Origin of the sequence: Flavobacterium kayseriense (genome assembly GCF_014305095.1) — a bacterium.
In the GTDB taxonomy this organism is placed as follows: Bacteria; Bacteroidota; Bacteroidia; order Flavobacteriales; family Flavobacteriaceae; genus Flavobacterium; species Flavobacterium kayseriense.
Genome location: NZ_JACRUI010000003.1, coordinates 356710 through 374075, shown reverse-complemented (window position 1 = coordinate 374075; position 17366 = coordinate 356710). Strand labels below are relative to the sequence as shown.

Genomic DNA, 17366 nt, shown 5'->3' with positions numbered 1-17366 from the left:
TAAAATGCATATTTTAATTGTCGAAGATGAAGCAGGTATTGTTCAATTCTTGAAACAAGGTCTTGAAGAAGAAGGGTATAAAGTGAGTACGGCATCTGATGGTCATAGTGGTTTCGAAATGGTACAAAATACCGTTTTTGACATCATATTATTAGATTGGATGCTTCCAAAGATGAGTGGGATTGAATTATGCAAAGCCATAAGAATTAAAGATCATGCCACTCCTATACTTTTTTTAACTGCCAAAGACACCATAAATGAAACTATAGAAGGATTAAAAGCGGGCGCCAATGATTATATTAAAAAGCCTTTTAGTTTTGAAGAGTTAGTAGAACGAATTAAAATTCATTTTAGAACGCAAAAAGAAGTAGAGCTTTTAACCTTAGGCCACATTACAATCGATCTTGATAAGCATGAAGTTCTAGCAAATGGGGTAGTGGTATCACTTACGCAAAGAGAGTTCGAACTTTTGACCTATTTAGTACGTAAAAAAGGCCATGTGTGTACTAGAAATCAGATAATTGAGGATGTTTGGGACATTCATTTCGATTATGATACAGGTGTAATCGATGTATTTATAAATGCTATTCGAAAAAAATTAAATCTAAAAATAGAACAAGATTATATCAAAACAATTAGAGGTGTGGGATATATTGCCAATGACTAACTTACAAGATGCAGCAATTTTCATTTAAAAACCGTATCGCTTTTCATTACATTATAACTACTGCATTATTAATTTTTGTGGTGTTTTTTGCTATTTATTCAATTGTTAGATTCTCTGTTTATAATCATGTAAATAACGACATTAATAAGGAGGTCCAAAACCACCTGAATGAAATTCAAATCAACGGAAATTCCTATGTTTTACTTCATTTAGAAGAATGGAAAGAGAGAGAGCATAACACGGTAGATGTAAATCCCGTTTTTGTCCAATTTTTAGGAAGTAATAAAGAAGTGATTGAAAAATCTCCAAACCTAAAAAATGAGCAGTTAAATTTTAACACAAAAAGCGAAACTAATAGCCTATTTGACACTAAATTATCATCAATAAAAATTAGGCAAATACAGGTTGCTATTGTTTCAAATAATAAGATTGTGGGATATTTAATGATCGCTATGTCATTAGAATATGCCACGCTAATTTTGCAAAACCTATTGGAGATCTTAGTTATAGCCTATCCGCTAATATTACTCATTCTTTTTTTTATCGCTCGTTTTATTGCCGGTAGAAGCATTAGACCAATTAATACTATTATCGAAACTTCTAATAGGATAACCACTAATAATTTGAGTTCTCGTATTACTCTACCTCAAAAAAAAGATGAATTATTTGTGCTGTCACAAACGATAAACAATCTTCTTAACCGAATAGAAACTACCGTAGAGAGAGAAAAAAAGTTTACCTCGGATGCTTCCCACGAACTTAGAACACCACTTACTGTTATCAAAGGAACCTTAGAGGTTTTAGTGAGAAAGCCAAGGACGGAGGAAGAATATCACGAGAAAATTAGTTATTGTGTAGCCGAAGTAGACCGTTTAAATCATTTAGTTGATCAATTATTATTACTTGCACGCTATGAGAACCAAAAGCAATCGCTCAACATTGATAAAATTAATTTAAATGCGGTTGTTCTAGAGGTAATTTCTCGATTCTCTCATGAGCTAGAGTCCAAAAAGATTCAAGTTGTTTTATCCAAAAGAACCGACTTTTATTATAATACAGATCGATATTTAATCTCTATCATTCTTTCTAATTTACTTTCGAACGCCATTAAATATTCCAATTTAGGTGGTTCGATAACCATAACTTTTGTCGAAAGAGAATCGGTTCTAGAATGTCATATTACAGATACAGGTATCGGTATTCCTGAAGAAGATTTACAGCTGATTTTTGATCAATTTTACCGATCAAAATCTTCTGATCACCCTGAAATTAAAGGAACAGGTCTAGGATTGTCTATCGTGAATAGGCTGTCAGAGATGCTTCATATTACCGTCGCTATTCAAAGCCATGAAGGTCATGGCACAACGGTAATCCTAAGCTTTCTTTAAGTATACCTTAAGGCTATCTTAAGGGAATACACTCACAATTGTCTTACTTTTGATTATCTAAAAAACACAATAAATGTTAGAGAAAATAATCGCTTTTAGCCTTAAGAATAAACTCATCGTTTTATTATTCACTGCAGGGATTTTTGGATTCGGTATTTATTCCATTTTCCAAATTTCGATAGGTGCAGTTCCTGATGTCACTAATAACCAAGTTCAAGTAATTACTACCTCTCGCAACCTTTCTACTCAAGATATTGAGCAGTATATTACGTATCCGGTAGAGATTGAAATGGCTAATTTACCAGGAGTTCAAGAAATTAGATCAATATCAAAATTTGGTTTGTCAGTAGTAACTATCGTCTTTGATGATGATTTAGGTACTTATTTACCAAGACAATTGATTGCCGAAAAAATAAAATCAGCATCAGAAAAAATTCCGGCTGGTTTTGGAACTCCCGAAATGGGACCAATTACTACTGGTCTTGGCGAAATTTATCAATATACCTTAGAAGTAAAACCTGAATTTAAAAACCAATATTCTGTTACCGATTTAAGGACCATTCAAGACTGGGTCATAAAAAGACAGTTGTCAGGAATAAAAGGAGTAGTCGAAATTAATACATGGGGAGGGTTTTTAAAGCAGTATGAAATTGCCATTAATCCTGCGCAGTTAAAAGCGATGAATATTAGCACTACTGATGTTTTTACGGCTCTTGAAAACAATAATAGTATCGCTGGTGGTGCTTATATCGAAAAAGTAAATCAGAGTTATTTTATTCGTGCAGAGGGAAAAGTAAAATCCTTAGTTGACATTGAAAATATAGTGGTTAAAAATATAAATGGTCTACCAATTTATATTAAAAATGTGGCAGATGTCCGTTTTGGTAGCGCCAATCGCTTTGGGGCAATTACAGGAAATGGAGAAGGCGAAAAAGTACTGGGTCAAGTAATGATGCTGAAGAATGCCAACTCGAAGCAAGTGATAAACGATGTAAAGTCACGCATTACCGAAATCCAAAAGTCACTGCCTGAAGGAGTATATATAAATGGATTTTTAGAACGTAGCGAACTAGTAGGTAAGACTACTTTTACAGTTGCTGAAAATCTTATTTTAGGATGTTTGATTGTCATTTTTGTCGTTGTGTTATTGCTTGGTAATTGGCGTTCTGGCTTGGTTGTAGCCTCTGTAATTCCTTTGTGTTTATTATTTGCAATATCACTAATGAATATATTTGGTATTGATGCTAATTTAATGAGTCTTGGTGCAATCGACTTCGGAATAATAATTGATGGCGCTGTCATAATAGTCGAGTTTATTGCCTTTCAAATAGCTCAAAAAGCAGCCCAATTGGGCCCGTTGTCTCCTGAAGATCGTCAGATAGAGATTGATCAAATTACGTATAAAAGTGCTTCCAAGATGATGAATTCGGCCATTTTTGGACAGCTTATCATCTTGATTGTATTTATTCCCATACTCTCATTGTCGGGGATCGAAGGAAAAATGTTCAAGCCCATGGCAATGACTTTTAGTTTTGCATTAGTTGGAGCTATGATATTCTGTTTTACTTATGTCCCAGTGGTTTCTTCTTTATTTTTAAAAGCAAGAGAGGAAAACCCAAATTCTATTTCTAATCGCTTAATCGCAAAATTAAATAGCTGGTACATTCCTATTATAACGTGGGCTTTGACTAACACCAAGAAAGTTTTATATGGCGCAATTGGTTTATTAGTATTGGCTGTAGTAGTTTTTAGTAGTATGGGTGGGGAATTTATTCCAACCTTAGATGAAGGTGATTTTGTTATTCAACCAGTACTTAAAACAGGAACTACTCTGACCAAAACTATTGAAACAACTACTAAAATTGAAAATATAATTCTGAAAAAATTTCCCGAAGTAGATCAAGTCGTAAGTAGAATTGGTGCTGCCGAGGTACCTACGGATCCTATGAGTATGGAGGAAAGTGATGTGATTGTAAAGCTAAAACCAAAATCTGAATGGGTTTCGGCAAAATCAAAGGACGAATTAGCTGATAAAATTAAAGTAGCTATCGAAGAACAAATTCCGAATATGGAAATTGAATTTACACAACCTATCGAAATGCGCTTTAATGAACTAATCTCAGGAACGCGATCAGACGTTGCCATTAAAATATTTGGCGAAGATTTGGCTATTTTGGCTCAAAAAGCCGAGGAGGTAAAAAAAGCGATTGCTAAAGTAGAGGGTGCATCTGATATTATTATCGAAAAAACGGAAGGATTACCGCAAATGACTGTGCGTTACGACAGATCTAAAATTGCTCGCTACGGCCTAAATGTAGCAGAATTAAATGATATGATAGCACTTGGTTTTGCAGGAAAAACTGTTGGGAATGTTTTTGAAGGAGAAAAACGTTTTGATATGGTAATACGATTAAACCAATCAAATAGGCAAGGTATAAATGATTTAAAAAACCTATATGTTGCCACTCCCAATGGAGAACAAATTCCGCTACAAGAACTTGCCGCTATTGATTACTCAGAAGGCCCAGCAAAGATCTCGAGAGACAATACAAATCGAAGAATTGTAGTAGGTGTTAATGTTCGTAATAGAGATTTACAAAGTGTAGTAACTGACATACAAAATATAGTGAGTACTAAAGTGAAATTACCAACGGGCTATTATGTACAATATGGCGGACAATTTGAAAATTTGCAATCGGCAAAAGCGCGATTAATGATCGCGGTTCCTATTGCTTTATTCTTAATCTTTATTTTGTTGTATTTTGCTTTTGGTTCTATAAAAGAGGCTCTAATGGTGTACTCTGCGATACCATTATCAGCAGTAGGAGGAGTTTTATTTCTGTGGCTACGCGGTTTGCCTTTCAGCATCTCGGCAGGAGTTGGATTCATAGCACTTTTTGGTATTGCAGTCCTTAACGGAATTGTTTTAATTGAACATTTTAAAGAACTAAAGCATCAAGGAATGAAAAACATAGACGAACTGATATTGAAAGGAACTACAGATAGATTGCGTCCAGTTTTACTAACCGCGGCAGCAGCTGCGCTAGGTTTTTTACCAATGGCAATTTCGTCGTCTGCAGGGGCAGAGGTACAGCGACCTTTAGCAACAGTAGTTATTGGAGGTTTGTTTACTGCCACAATCCTGACCATGGTGGTCTTACCTATACTATTTAAGGTTTTTGACCAAAAGGAATTCAAAAAACCAAAATTCAAGAAACACAATAGTGCAACTTACTTACTAATCATTTTGTTCAGTACCTCATTTGCCTTTGCTCAAAATCCTGATTCTGAGTTGGACCAATTAATTTCAAATGGAATAAAAAACAATAAAGGAATAAAAAGTTATCAGTTACAAGTAGATAAGGCTCAAGCCAATATCAAAAGTGCGTATACGTTTGATAAAACTAATGTCTATTACAACTACGACAAGAACAACATCGCTTTCAATAATGAACCTTTGAAGGTCATTGGTGTTATGCAGCGTTTTGCATTTCCTACTGTTTACGGTGCGCAACGCAAAGTCTATGAATCCGATTATGAAAAAGAAAAAGCAACATTTGAACTTCACAAAAGCAAATTGGCGCTACAAATAGCTAAGAGCTATTTTCAAATAGTATATTGGCAAGATCAAGAAAAGCGGTACCAGTATTTAGATAGTTTGTACCAAAATTTTTCTAAAGCTAGCGATAGACGTTTTGAACTTGGAGAAACTAATTATCTAGAAAAGATTACTGCACAAGCTAAATATAGGCAGATTAAAACTAAATTAATACAGATAGGAAAGGACAAGAAAGCTGAATATGAATTGCTAACTTCATTGGTACAATCAGATAGTACTATTGCAATAAAAAACAACACAGTTGTTCCTTATATTAATGATCAAATAACTTCAAATAAAGCACTACATACTACTTATTTGGAAAGTGTTACAAATAACTACAAGAAACAAATTGTTCTCCAAAAACAACATTGGTTACCAGATTTAAATTTGGATTATTTTAGAGGTTCAAACAAAGGACTTTCACAATCTATTAATGGTTTTCAGGTAGGAATTTCCGTTCCTATTTTATTTGGAGGTAACGTAGCCAAAAGTAAGGTGGCACAGTTAGAATTACAAAGTTGGGAGCAACAACGGTTAAATGAAGAGCAAAAAATAGATCAATTTATTAGTCAAAAACAAAATGAGTTAGAGAAGTACCAAGAAGCAATTACCTATTACAATCAATATGGTAAAAAATTGTCCGATGAAATTATAAAGGTTGCCAACGCAAGTTACAAACAAGGTGAGATTGATTTCTTCCAGTACATTTTAAGTCTTGAAAATGCTACAACAATACAAGTAGATTACTTAGATAATGTCTTATTATTCAATAAAACACAATTAGACTCACAATACATCAACATACAAAATAACTTATAATGAAACATATAGTATACGTACTCACTTTGTCCCTATTTTTATTTTCTTGTAAAGAAAACAAGATAGAGGAAGTTGTCACAAAAGATACTGGTTTACTAATTGTAACCAAAGAACAGTTTGGATCTTCAGGAATGGCTATAGGAAATCCTCAAGAACAAGATTTTGATGTTACTGTCAAAGCATCAGGTAAAATCGATGTACCACCACAAAATAGAGCTAAGGTAACCACCTTTGTGCCAGGTTATATTAAATCTACTAAGCTTCTTGTAGGAAATAAGGTAAGTAAGGGACAAGCATTATTAACGATAGAGAACACAGAATTTTTAGATATTCAAAAAGAGTATTTGGAAGTAGCAGAGCAGATCAACTATTTAAAATCAGAATACGAGCGTCAGAAAACTTTGTATGATGAAAAGATTACTTCTCAAAAAAATTATTTGAAGGCAGAGAGTGAGTACCGCCGTACTAAAGCCATGTATCAAAGCTTAAAAGCAAAACTTAAACTTTTAAATATCAATCCAGCAGCTGTTGAGAAAGGTGTTCTTACCTCAGTAATTACTATTTATGCACCAATTGCTGGAGATATAGTAGTTATGAATGCTAATTTGGGAATGTATGCTGGGACTGGCGATGTTTTGTTAGAAATAATAGAAACAGATCACTTGCATTTAGAGCTTAATGTATTTGAAAAAGATATTTTACAAGTAAAAGAAGGTCAGCAAATTAAATTCAAGGTTCCCGAAGCTACAAACGAAACTTTCAAGGCCGAAGTGCATCTCGTAGGAAAATCGATCGAAGGAAACGATAGAACAATCAACGTACACGGTCACTTAGAAGAAAACCTCAAGCAACAACTCATAACAGGTATGTTTGTAGAAGCAAATATAATTGTTGCTACTAAAAAAGGACTTGCTATTCCAGTTGAAGCTTTAATTAAAGAAGGAAACAAAAATTTTGTACTTTTATTGGATTCGAAAACTAATTCTCAATACGCATTCAAAAAAGTTTCGGTAACAATAGGAGAAGTTAATGATCAATATGTTGAACTAATTTTGGGTGGTCAAATAAACGCTAAAAGCACTATTTTGATCAAAGGAGCCTACGATTTAAAAGAGTAGTAAATAATTATTAATTTTAAAAAATCACAAATTTATTTTCATTTCAAAGTAGTTTGAAAATATAGAGTTTTTTTTGAAATTACACAGTACCCTCAATGCTATGATAAACGACAACGATAATTCAATACTAACAATTGATAATTATTTAGATAATCATTACATACATCGAAGCAATTGGCTTCGAGCTGCCGTTCTGGGGGCAAATGATGGTATAATTTCTATTTCCAGTCTTGCCATTGGTATTGCGGCAGCAAGTGCTACTAGGGAACCAATTGTTCTGGCAACTGTCGCAGGTCTGGTAGCGGGTGCTTTATCTATGGCAGCAGGTGAGTATGTTTCTGTAAGTTCTCAGACAGATACCGAAACTGCAGACATTGAAAGAGAAAAAATAGAACTTAGAGAAATGCCAGAGGAAGAATTAAATATATTGGCGCAGATCTATGAAAAACGAGGACTCAAAAAAGAAACTGCAATGCAAGTGGCGATTGAGCTTACTAAAAAGGATGCATTAGCTGCGCATATAAGAGACGAATTAGGTATTAATGAAATTAGTCAAGCAAATCCAATTCAGGCAGCACTAGCTTCAGGAGCTTCGTTTACAATTGGCGGCGTTTTGCCTCTTGTTGTAGTACTTTTTGCACCAATTGAGGGTATGGAATATTGGCTTTACGGATCAACAATTTTGTTTCTAATACTCTTAGGTGGATTGTCAGCAAAAACTGGAGGTTCAAGTATTACAAAAGCGGTTATTAGAATTACAATTTGGGGTACAATTGCAATGGGTTTGTCCGCACTAGTAGGTTATGTTTTCGGTGTAAGAGTATAAAATAACAATTTAAAAATAAAATTATGAACGACGCACATTGGCACTTAGTAGTAAATCATTTTCCAATTATTGGAACTATTTTTGGTTTAGGAATTTTGATTGTAGGTTTCATTATGAAGAGTAAATCGGTCAAAAATACCGCATATATTCTTTTTGTAATTGCAGCTGCATTTGGTTTTGCAAGTATGTACACAGGAGAAGGAGCTGAGGAAATTGTAGAAGATATGCCTAATATAGGACATGAAATAATTCATGAGCATGAGGAACTAGCAGAAAAGTTGGCAATTCTATTATACGCCTTAGCGATTATTAGTTTAGGATCACTTTATACTGCTATTAAAAAGCACAAATTGGCTAAATTGTTGTCATTCGTAACTCTAATTTTAGCTATTGCTGCGGTTGCAGTTGCAACAAGAGTAGGTACTTCTGGTGGTGAAATTCGTCATACTGAAATTCGTGACAACGCGCTTCAAAAAACTATTTATCCAAATGATAAAGAGATTCAAATCAACAATGAGAACGGAGAATAGTACTGATTTAACAAAAAAACAACATTTAGTTAAACTAATAATTGGCTACTAATAAAAAAAACAATTATATTTGCATCTGAAAAATAATACAAGTCATGTTTACAAACAAATTACATCATCATCATTTTCATTATTGCTCTCAAGCGATGTGTTAATGGTATGCATGTAAATCATCATATTTAAAAACCCGTTTGAGTACATCAAACGGGTTTTTTATTGAATCTAACTGTACTCAGACATAACTATTCTAAAAATTTATTACAATGAGTACATTAAAAATTGCAATTCAAAAATCAGGACGATTAAACGAAGAGAGTATCCAAATTCTAAAAGATTGTGGAATTTCTATCAATAACGGAATCGACCAGTTGAAAGCTGAAGCGTCTAACTTTCCTCTTGAAGTTTTATACCTAAGAAATTCAGATATCCCTCAATATTTGATCGATGGAGTAGTAGATATTGCTATCGTAGGAGATAATTTATTAGTCGAAAAAGGAAAAGGAATCCAAGTGGTTCAGAAACTAGGATTTTCAAAATGTAAAGTATCTGTTGCTGTTCCTAAAACTTTCGAATACAATTCTATCAAAGATTTAGATGGATTGCGTATCGCAACTTCCTATCCAAACACTGTAATTGAGTATTTCAATTCATTTGGAATTAATGTAGATATTCACCAAATTTCAGGTTCAGTAGAGATTGCTCCCAATATAGGTCTTGCTGATGCTATTGTAGATATCGTTTCAAGCGGAAGTACTTTATTCAAAAACAACTTGAAAGAAGTAGAAATCATTTATAAAAGTGAAGCAGTTTTAGCCGTTTCTCCAAAGGTGACTCCAGATGTCCAGAAATTAATAGATACGTTAAAATTCAGAATCGAGTCAGTTTTAAGAGCGCGAAGATCAAAGTACATTTTGATGAATGTTCCAAATGATAAAATTGAAGAAGTTGGTAAAATTCTTCCTGTATTACGTAGTTTAACCGTATTGCCATTGGCACAAGAAGGATGGAGCAGTGTACACTCTGTTATTGATAAAGATACGTTCTGGGATGTAATTGATCAGTTAAAAGAGGCTGGTGCCGAGGGAATTTTAATTTGCCCAATTGAGAAAATGGTACTTTAATTAAGTTTCAAGTGGGAATTCATAAGTAGATAGGTTCGTTATGACTTAATCTATGAAGAGCTTTAAAATTTAAACTATAAAATCATGAATAAAATATACAATCCAACACCTGATACTTGGTCTGCAATTTTAGAAAGACCAACAAAAACGGTAAATGATATAGAACAAACTGTAAAAGAAATTTTTAGAGAAGTGCAAAAAAAAGGGGATGAAGCTGTTGCCAAATATACTGCTTTGTTTGATGGTGGCGCTCCTAAAGAGATTGCTGTTTCAACAACTGAAATAGAAGAGGCGATTGCTATAATTCCTACTGAACTAAAAGAAGCGATTCAATTAGCTAAAAGTAATATCGAAAAATTTCACTTTGCGCAGAAAACTCCTAAAGTAGCTGTTGAAACAGTTGAAGGTGTAGCTTGCTGGCAAGAAAAAAGACCGATTCAAAAAGTTGGTTTATATATTCCTGGTGGAACGGCTCCTTTGTTTTCAACAGTTTTAATGTTAGCTGTTCCGGCAAACATAGCAGGTTGTAAAGAAATTGTTTTGTGTTCACCGCCTGACAAAAATGGAAAAATTAATCCAGCTATTTTGTACGCCGCTAATTTATGTGGGGTTACTAAAATATTGAAAGTGGGAGGGATTCAAGCGATTGCAGGGCTTACATTTGGTACAGAAACAATTCCGAAAGTATACAAGATTTTTGGACCTGGAAATCAATACGTAACTGTAGCTAAGCAATTAGCAACCCAATTTGGAGTTGCTATTGATATGCCTGCTGGGCCTTCAGAATTATTAGTTGTTGCTGATGATACTGCTGTTCCCGCTTTTGTAGCTTCTGATTTACTTTCTCAAGCGGAACATGGTATAGACAGCCAAGTTATTTTGGTAGCAACTTCTAAATCATTAATTGATGCCGTTGAAACTGAAATTGAAAACCAACTGAAAGTGCTGCCACGCAGAGAAATTGCCGAAAAAGCTATTGCTAATTCGAAATTAATTTACGTAGAAAACGATACAATTGCCTTAGATTTAATCGATGAATACGGACCTGAACATTTTATAGTTTGTGTAAAAGATGAAGATTTTTACGTTGATAACATAGGAAATGCTGGTTCGGTTTTTATTGGGAATTACACTCCTGAGAGCGCTGGAGATTATGCTTCAGGGACTAATCATACGTTGCCAACCAATGGTTATGCAAAGAACTACAGTGGCGTAAACTTGGATAGTTTCATGAAAGCAATGACTTTTCAGAAGATATCTGAAAAAGGAATTCAAAATATTGGTTCGGCAATCGAACTTATGGCTGAAGCTGAAGGATTGCAAGCACACAAAAATGCAGTTACATTACGATTAAAAGGCATTAAAGATGGAAAATAGTTTCAATATAAATAATTTAGTTCGCGAGAACGTCAAGACCATGAAACCATATTCGTCGGCTCGCGATGAATTTAAGGATTTTGATGTGGCTCAAATGACCTTTTTGGACGCTAACGAGAATCCGTACCAAAATGGAGTAAATCGGTATCCTGACCCTCAGCAGAGGAATGTTAAAGCCGTTTTAGCAAAACAAAGAAACCTAAAAGTAGAGCAGGTTTTATTAGGAAACGGTAGTGACGAAGTATTAGATTTACTGTTCAGAGCTTTTTGCGAGCCTAAAACAGATAACGTGATCACTTTGCCGCCAACGTACGGAATGTATGGCGTTTTAGCAAACATTAATGCTGTTGAAAATAGAGAGATTTTATTATCCCCAGATTTTCAGCCTGAGATCGACAAAATCCTAAGTGCAGTAGATGCAAATACAAAAGTATTGTTTTTGTGTTCACCAAATAATCCAACAGGGAATTCATTTGATGATGAAAGTATAGTTACATTGCTCAAAAACTTTAATGGTTTGGTAGTAATTGACGAAGCCTACATTGACTTTTCAAAAAAGCCAAGTTGGTTGAATGAATTGGATGAATATCCTAATTTAATCATAACCCAAACCTTATCAAAAGCGTATGGTCTAGCTGGAATTCGTCTAGGAATTTGCTATGCATCTGCAGCGATCATTGCGGTTTTAAATAAGATAAAACCGCCTTATAATGTGAATGAGTTAACACAGCAAAGAGCTTTAGAAAGATTAGCTGATAAGGAAAAAATTCAATTAGAAATTGATTCAATAGTAATACAAAGAGATGATTTACTTAAAGTATTAAATGAAGTAAATTTTGTCTCGAAAATCTATCCTACTGAAGCTAATTTTGTTTTAATAAAAGTAGATGATGCTAATAAACGTTATGATCAATTGATTCAAAAAGGAATTGTAATTCGTAATCGTACAACGCAGCCTTTATGTGAAAACACCTTGCGCTTAACAATAGGTACAGCGGATGAAAATAAGCAATTGATAGAGGCTTTAGTATCAATTAGCGAATCATAAATGTGTAATTTAATCCAAATAAAAAATGTTTAAAAAATTTATCATTGTATTATTAATTTCATTGAGTTTTAATACTGTAATGAAGGCTCAGGATGTTCAAGCAAAAGAAACTGGCAAAATTTATTTCTTGAGGTCAACTGGTTTTCAAGGTTCTGCAGTAGCATTTAAAACCTTTATTGATGGAGAATTTGTTTGCAAATTGAATAATAAAAAGTACTCTATACATGAAGTTCCTGTCGGTAAACATGAATGCTCAGTTCAATTTGGAGGAAAGAAGTCTAAAGAGAAAGCCGAGAAGTTCGAAGTATTGGTTGAAGCAGGCAAGATTACTTATGTTCAATTGGTTTTTGAAACAGGGGCATTTGTAAATAACATTTATTGTGAAGAAGTTACTGCAAATACTGCTTTAAAGAAAATGGAAGGTATGACCGAAGACGATAAATGTCTTTAAAATATAATTAGGATTAAAATCCGATTTGCGTGAGGGATAGTAGTGGAGCTCTTTTTATGACGGAGAAACGAAGTCATATAAAAGCGGGAACGAATGGCCCGACCCTTTGGGACACGCCAAAATAAAAAATAAAACACAACTAGCCAATGGCCAAAAGCTAGCAGCTAAAAGCTTACATAAAATGAAAAAAGTACTTTTTATAGATCGTGATGGAACGATTGTTTTAGAACCAGAAGGTTTTCAGTTAGATAGTTTAGATAAATTAGAGTTTTATCCAAAAGCATTTCAATATTTGGCTAAAATCGCAACCGAATTAGAATACGAATTGGTTATGGTAACCAATCAAGATGGTCTGGGGACGGATAGTTTTCCTGAAGATACGTTTTGGCCTACGCAAAATTTTATTTTAAAAGCTTTTCAAAATGAAGGAGTTCTTTTTGATGATATTTTTGTAGATCGTTCTTTTCCAGAAGATAATGCACCCACACGCAAGCCAAGAACAGGAATGTTGACTAAATATATTGACAATCCAGAGTATGATTTGGCGAATTCCTTTGTGTTAGGAGATCGTTTAACAGATGTGGAATTGGCTAAAAATCTTGGAGCAAAGGCAGTTTTCATGAACGATTCTGATGGAGCAGGGAGTGAAGAGATTAGCGCCAAAAGAGAAGAGTTAGATGAAACAATAGTCTTGCAATCGATGGATTGGAAAGTTATTTACGAGTTCTTGAAACTAGAAGCACGTTCGGCTGCGATTTCGAGAAAAACCAATGAAACTGATATTTACATTAACTTGAATCTTGATGGTACGGGGAAAAGTAAAATTGAAACCGGAATTGCCTTTTTTGATCACATGCTTGACCAAATTGCACGTCACGGGCAAATGGACTTAGAAATTCTTGTAAAAGGAGATCTAGAGGTCGATGAACATCATACTATTGAAGATACAGCAATTGCTCTAGGAGAAGTTTTTGCGAAAGCATTAGGAAACAAATTAGGTATTGAAAGATATGGTTTTTGTTTACCAATGGACGACTGCTTAGCGCAGGTGGCTATTGATTTTGGAGGTAGAAATTGGTTGGTTTGGGAAACCGAATTCAAACGTGAAATGGTAGGTAAGATGCCAACAGAGATGTTCTTGCATTTCTTTAAATCATTCTCTGATGGTGCTAAGGCCAACATCAATATCAAAGCCGAAGGTGACAACGAGCATCATAAAATTGAGGCTATTTTTAAGGCTTTCGCCAAAGCGATAAAAGTTGCCGTAAAACGCGATACCGAAAAAATGATTTTGCCATCGACGAAAGGGATGCTTTAATAAGTCATAAAGTCAAAGGTCTTAAAGTCAAATGTCCTATAGCTAGGTAATTGTAAACGACTTTAGGACTTTCGACTTTCGACTTTAAGACTATATAAATGAAACTAGTAATAATAAACTACGGAGCAGGTAATATTCAAAGTATTATGTTTGCTATCGAAAGATTGGGATATAAGGCGGTTTTGAGTAATGATCCAGCCGAGATCAAAGCAGCAGACAAAGTGATTTTTCCGGGTGTGGGTGAAGCGAGTTCAGCGATGAAAATGCTTTTGGCCAGCGGCTTGGATGCGTTGATTCCTACACTGACGCAGCCTGTATTAGGTATTTGTCTTGGAATGCAATTGATGTGCAACAAAACCGAAGAGGGAAACACAAAAGGATTAGGCATTTTTGATGTAGATGTGATTAAATTTACACCAAAAGTAAAAGTGCCACAAATGGGTTGGAACACGATTTATAACTTGAAATCGGATTTATTTAAAGACATTGCTGAGAACGAATACATGTATTTAGTACATAGTTTTTACGCTCCAGAGTGCGCCGAATCGATTGCTACTACTAATTACGAACTAGAATATGCTTCGGCATTGCAAAAAAACAATTTTTACGGAACCCAATTTCACCCTGAGAAAAGTGGTGACGTAGGGGAGAAAATTTTGGGGAATTTCCTAAAATTAAATGATTGAAAGATTTAATGATTTAAAAAATCTGGATTAATAAGTACTATGTTTCAAATTGCCAATCTTTAAATTTTACAATTTTTAAATCTTTAAATTAAAAAAATGAGAATAATACCAGCCATAGATATCATTGATGGAAAATGTGTTCGCCTATCTAAAGGGGATTACAACACCAAAATTATATATAACGAAAACCCGCTAGAAGTAGCTAAAGAATTTGAAGCACACGGAATTGAATATTTGCATTTAGTCGATCTAGATGGTGCAAAATCAAGTCGGATTATTAATCATAAAATCTTGGAGCAAATTGCGACTCAAACCAAGTTGAAAATTGACTTTGGTGGTGGTTTAAAATCGGATGAAGATTTAAAAATTGCTTTTGAAAGCGGTGCTAACCAAATTACAGGAGGAAGTATTGCCGTTAAAAATCGTGATATTTTCGAAAAATGGATCAACACTTTTGGGGCCGATAAAATTATACTAGGAGCTGATGCTAATAATGAAAAAGTAGCAGTGTCAGGATGGTTGGAAGAATCAGATCAAGAGTTAGTTCCGTTTATACAGGGATACCAAGAGAAAGGGATTCAATACGTGATTTGCACAGATATCGCTAAAGACGGAATGCTAGAAGGTCCAAGTTTTGATTTATATAAAAAAATTCTAGAGCAATGCAGTGTAACTTCGAGCATGACATCTCAAGCCGAGTCGAGCATGTCATCTCGAGCGGAGTCGAGCATGTCATCTCGAGCGGAGTCGAGAGACGGCATTAAATTAATCGCGTCAGGTGGAATTTCGACTTTCGATGAATTACCAAAATTAGCGGACTTAGGTTGTGAAGGAACGATCATAGGAAAAGCGATTTACGAAGGAAGAATTAGTTTGAAACAATTAGAAAACTACATTATAAATAAATAGAATATTTCGCAAATATTCGCAAAGAAAATACAAAGATTCGCTAAAATTTTTGTGTATCTCTGCGAAAGCTCTGCGAATTTCTGTGCAACAAAAAATGAAATGCTTACTAAAAGAATAATTCCCTGTTTAGATATTAAAAACGGACGTACGGTAAAAGGCGTAAATTTTGTAGATTTGCGTGATGCTGGTGATCCAGTAGAGTTAGCGAAGATTTATTCAGATGAAGGAGCCGACGAATTGGTTTTTTTGGATATTTCAGCGACTGAAGAACGAAGAAAAACATTAGTAGATTTAGTTCGTAAAGTAGCTTCGACGATAAACATACCCTTTACTGTTGGAGGCGGAATAGCATCAGTGGAAGATGTTGAAATTTTGTTGCAAAATGGTGCCGACAAAGTTTCGATTAATTCATCAGCTGTCAAAAATCCTGATTTAATTAACGAGCTAGCGCAAAAATTTGGAAGTCAATGTGTTGTTGTTGCTATTGATGCGAAGCAGATTGATGGTCAATGGATTGTTCATTTAGTGGGAGGTAAAGTACCTACAGAATTGAATCTATTCGACTGGGCGGTTGAAGTAGCTAAAAGAGGTGCAGGAGAAATATTGTTTACTTCTATGGATAATGACGGAACCAAGAATGGTTTTGCTAATGAAGCTTTGGCTAAATTGTCTACTTTAATTAATATTCCAATTATCGCTTCAGGTGGGGCGGGAAATATGCAACATTTTGTAGACAGTTTTATTGAAGGAAAAGCAGATGCAGCACTGGCGGCAAGCGTGTTTCATTTTAAAGAAATTGAAATTAAAGCCTTAAAAAAAGAACTTAAAAATAATAATATCGAAGTTAGAATTTAAACTTACTTTTAGACATTTGACTTTACAACTTTAGACTCACAATAATGAACATAGATTTTACAAAAAATACAGATGGTTTAATTCCTGCAATTATACAAGATAGCGAAACTAAAACGGTTTTGATGTTGGGATACATGAATGCAGAAGCCTATCAAAAAACAATAGACACACAAAAAGTAACTTTTTTTAGCCGTTCAAAACAAAGGCTTTGGACTAAAGGAGAAGAAAGTGGAAATTTCCTGGAATTGGTTGATATAAAGAATGACTGTGATGGTGATACCCTATTAATTCAAGCAAAACCAATTGGTCCTACTTGTCATACCGGTGCAGATACCTGCTGGCAAACAGAAAACAAAGGAGATTATGGCTTTATATCTAAATTAGAGCAAACCATTAAAACAAGAAGAGAAAATGCAGACTCCGAAAAGAGTTATGTTGCCTCGTTGTTTAAATTGGGAATGAATAAAATTGCTCAGAAAGTAGGAGAGGAAGCGGTAGAAGTTGTAATTGAAGCACTTGATAACAAAGATGATTTGTTCTTAAGCGAAAGTGCCGATTTATTGTTTCATTATTTAATTCTTTTACAAGCAAAGGGATTTGAACTTGATGATGTGATTAGCGTTTTAAAGAGTCGCCAGAAATAAAAATAGTA

15 protein-coding genes are annotated in these 17366 nt (G+C 34.4%); all 15 read left to right on the top strand.

Annotated features, from left to right (window positions below):
- The first annotated feature begins 4 nt into the window (after positions 1 to 4).
- The 15 genes from H8R22_RS10935 to hisIE all read left to right on the top strand — a co-directional run bounded on the left by H8R22_RS10935 (position 5) and on the right by hisIE (position 17358).
- Positions 5 to 667 (top strand): response regulator transcription factor, encoded by a 663-nt coding sequence (locus H8R22_RS10935; protein WP_187010418.1) that lies wholly within the window; start codon positions 5 to 7, stop codon positions 665 to 667.
- Between the two features lie 8 nt (positions 668 to 675).
- Positions 676 to 2055, top strand: a complete 1380-nt coding sequence (locus H8R22_RS10930) for an ATP-binding protein (RefSeq protein WP_187010417.1) — start codon at positions 676 to 678, stop codon at positions 2053 to 2055.
- A 73-nt stretch (positions 2056 to 2128) separates the two neighbouring features.
- Entirely contained in the window at positions 2129 to 6475 is a 4347-nt protein-coding gene (locus H8R22_RS10925; RefSeq protein WP_187010416.1) for a CusA/CzcA family heavy metal efflux RND transporter, read from the top strand.
- Positions 6475 to 7593, top strand: coding sequence for an efflux RND transporter periplasmic adaptor subunit (locus tag H8R22_RS10920; RefSeq protein WP_187010415.1), 1119 nt, complete (start codon positions 6475 to 6477; stop codon positions 7591 to 7593). The genes H8R22_RS10925 and H8R22_RS10920 overlap by 1 nt, the downstream gene beginning before the upstream one ends.
- 100 nt (positions 7594 to 7693) lie before the next feature.
- A complete protein-coding gene (locus H8R22_RS10915) occupies positions 7694 to 8419 on the top strand; it encodes a VIT1/CCC1 transporter family protein (protein ID WP_187010414.1) in 726 nt (241 codons plus the stop codon).
- A 23-nt stretch (positions 8420 to 8442) separates the two neighbouring features.
- Positions 8443 to 8949, top strand: a complete 507-nt coding sequence (locus H8R22_RS10910) for a hypothetical protein (protein WP_187010413.1) — start codon at positions 8443 to 8445, stop codon at positions 8947 to 8949.
- Between the two features lie 263 nt (positions 8950 to 9212).
- Complete coding sequence (hisG, locus tag H8R22_RS10905; RefSeq protein WP_187010412.1) at positions 9213 to 10070, top strand: ATP phosphoribosyltransferase; 858 nt, start codon at positions 9213 to 9215, stop codon at positions 10068 to 10070.
- A gap of 84 nt (positions 10071 to 10154) precedes the next feature.
- Positions 10155 to 11447 carry a histidinol dehydrogenase gene (gene hisD, locus H8R22_RS10900; RefSeq protein ID WP_187010411.1) on the top strand — a complete coding sequence of 431 codons (1293 nt, stop codon included), beginning with the start codon at positions 10155 to 10157 and terminating at the stop codon, positions 11445 to 11447.
- Positions 11437 to 12495, top strand: coding sequence for a histidinol-phosphate transaminase (hisC, locus tag H8R22_RS10895; RefSeq protein WP_187010410.1), 1059 nt, complete (start codon positions 11437 to 11439; stop codon positions 12493 to 12495). Before hisD ends, hisC begins: the two co-directional genes overlap by 11 nt.
- A 25-nt stretch (positions 12496 to 12520) precedes the next feature.
- Positions 12521 to 12946 (top strand): DUF2846 domain-containing protein, encoded by a 426-nt coding sequence (locus H8R22_RS10890; protein WP_187010409.1) that lies wholly within the window; start codon positions 12521 to 12523, stop codon positions 12944 to 12946.
- Between the two features lie 181 nt (positions 12947 to 13127).
- Complete coding sequence (gene hisB, locus H8R22_RS10885) at positions 13128 to 14264, top strand: bifunctional histidinol-phosphatase/imidazoleglycerol-phosphate dehydratase HisB (protein WP_187010408.1); 1137 nt, start codon at positions 13128 to 13130, stop codon at positions 14262 to 14264.
- Positions 14265 to 14362: 98 nt separating this feature from the next.
- Positions 14363 to 14950 (top strand): imidazole glycerol phosphate synthase subunit HisH, encoded by a 588-nt coding sequence (gene hisH / locus H8R22_RS10880; protein ID WP_187010407.1) that lies wholly within the window; start codon positions 14363 to 14365, stop codon positions 14948 to 14950.
- A 96-nt stretch (positions 14951 to 15046) separates the two neighbouring features.
- Positions 15047 to 15859, top strand: coding sequence for a 1-(5-phosphoribosyl)-5-[(5-phosphoribosylamino)methylideneamino]imidazole-4-carboxamide isomerase (locus tag H8R22_RS10875; RefSeq protein ID WP_187010406.1), 813 nt, complete (start codon positions 15047 to 15049; stop codon positions 15857 to 15859).
- A gap of 99 nt (positions 15860 to 15958) precedes the next feature.
- Positions 15959 to 16714, top strand: coding sequence for an imidazole glycerol phosphate synthase subunit HisF (hisF, locus tag H8R22_RS10870; RefSeq protein WP_187010405.1), 756 nt, complete (start codon positions 15959 to 15961; stop codon positions 16712 to 16714).
- 44 nt (positions 16715 to 16758) lie between these two features.
- On the top strand, positions 16759 to 17358 hold the full coding sequence (gene hisIE / locus H8R22_RS10865; protein ID WP_187010404.1) for a bifunctional phosphoribosyl-AMP cyclohydrolase/phosphoribosyl-ATP diphosphatase HisIE: 600 nt from the start codon (positions 16759 to 16761) through the stop codon (positions 17356 to 17358).
- Positions 17359 to 17366: the final 8 nt, after the last annotated feature.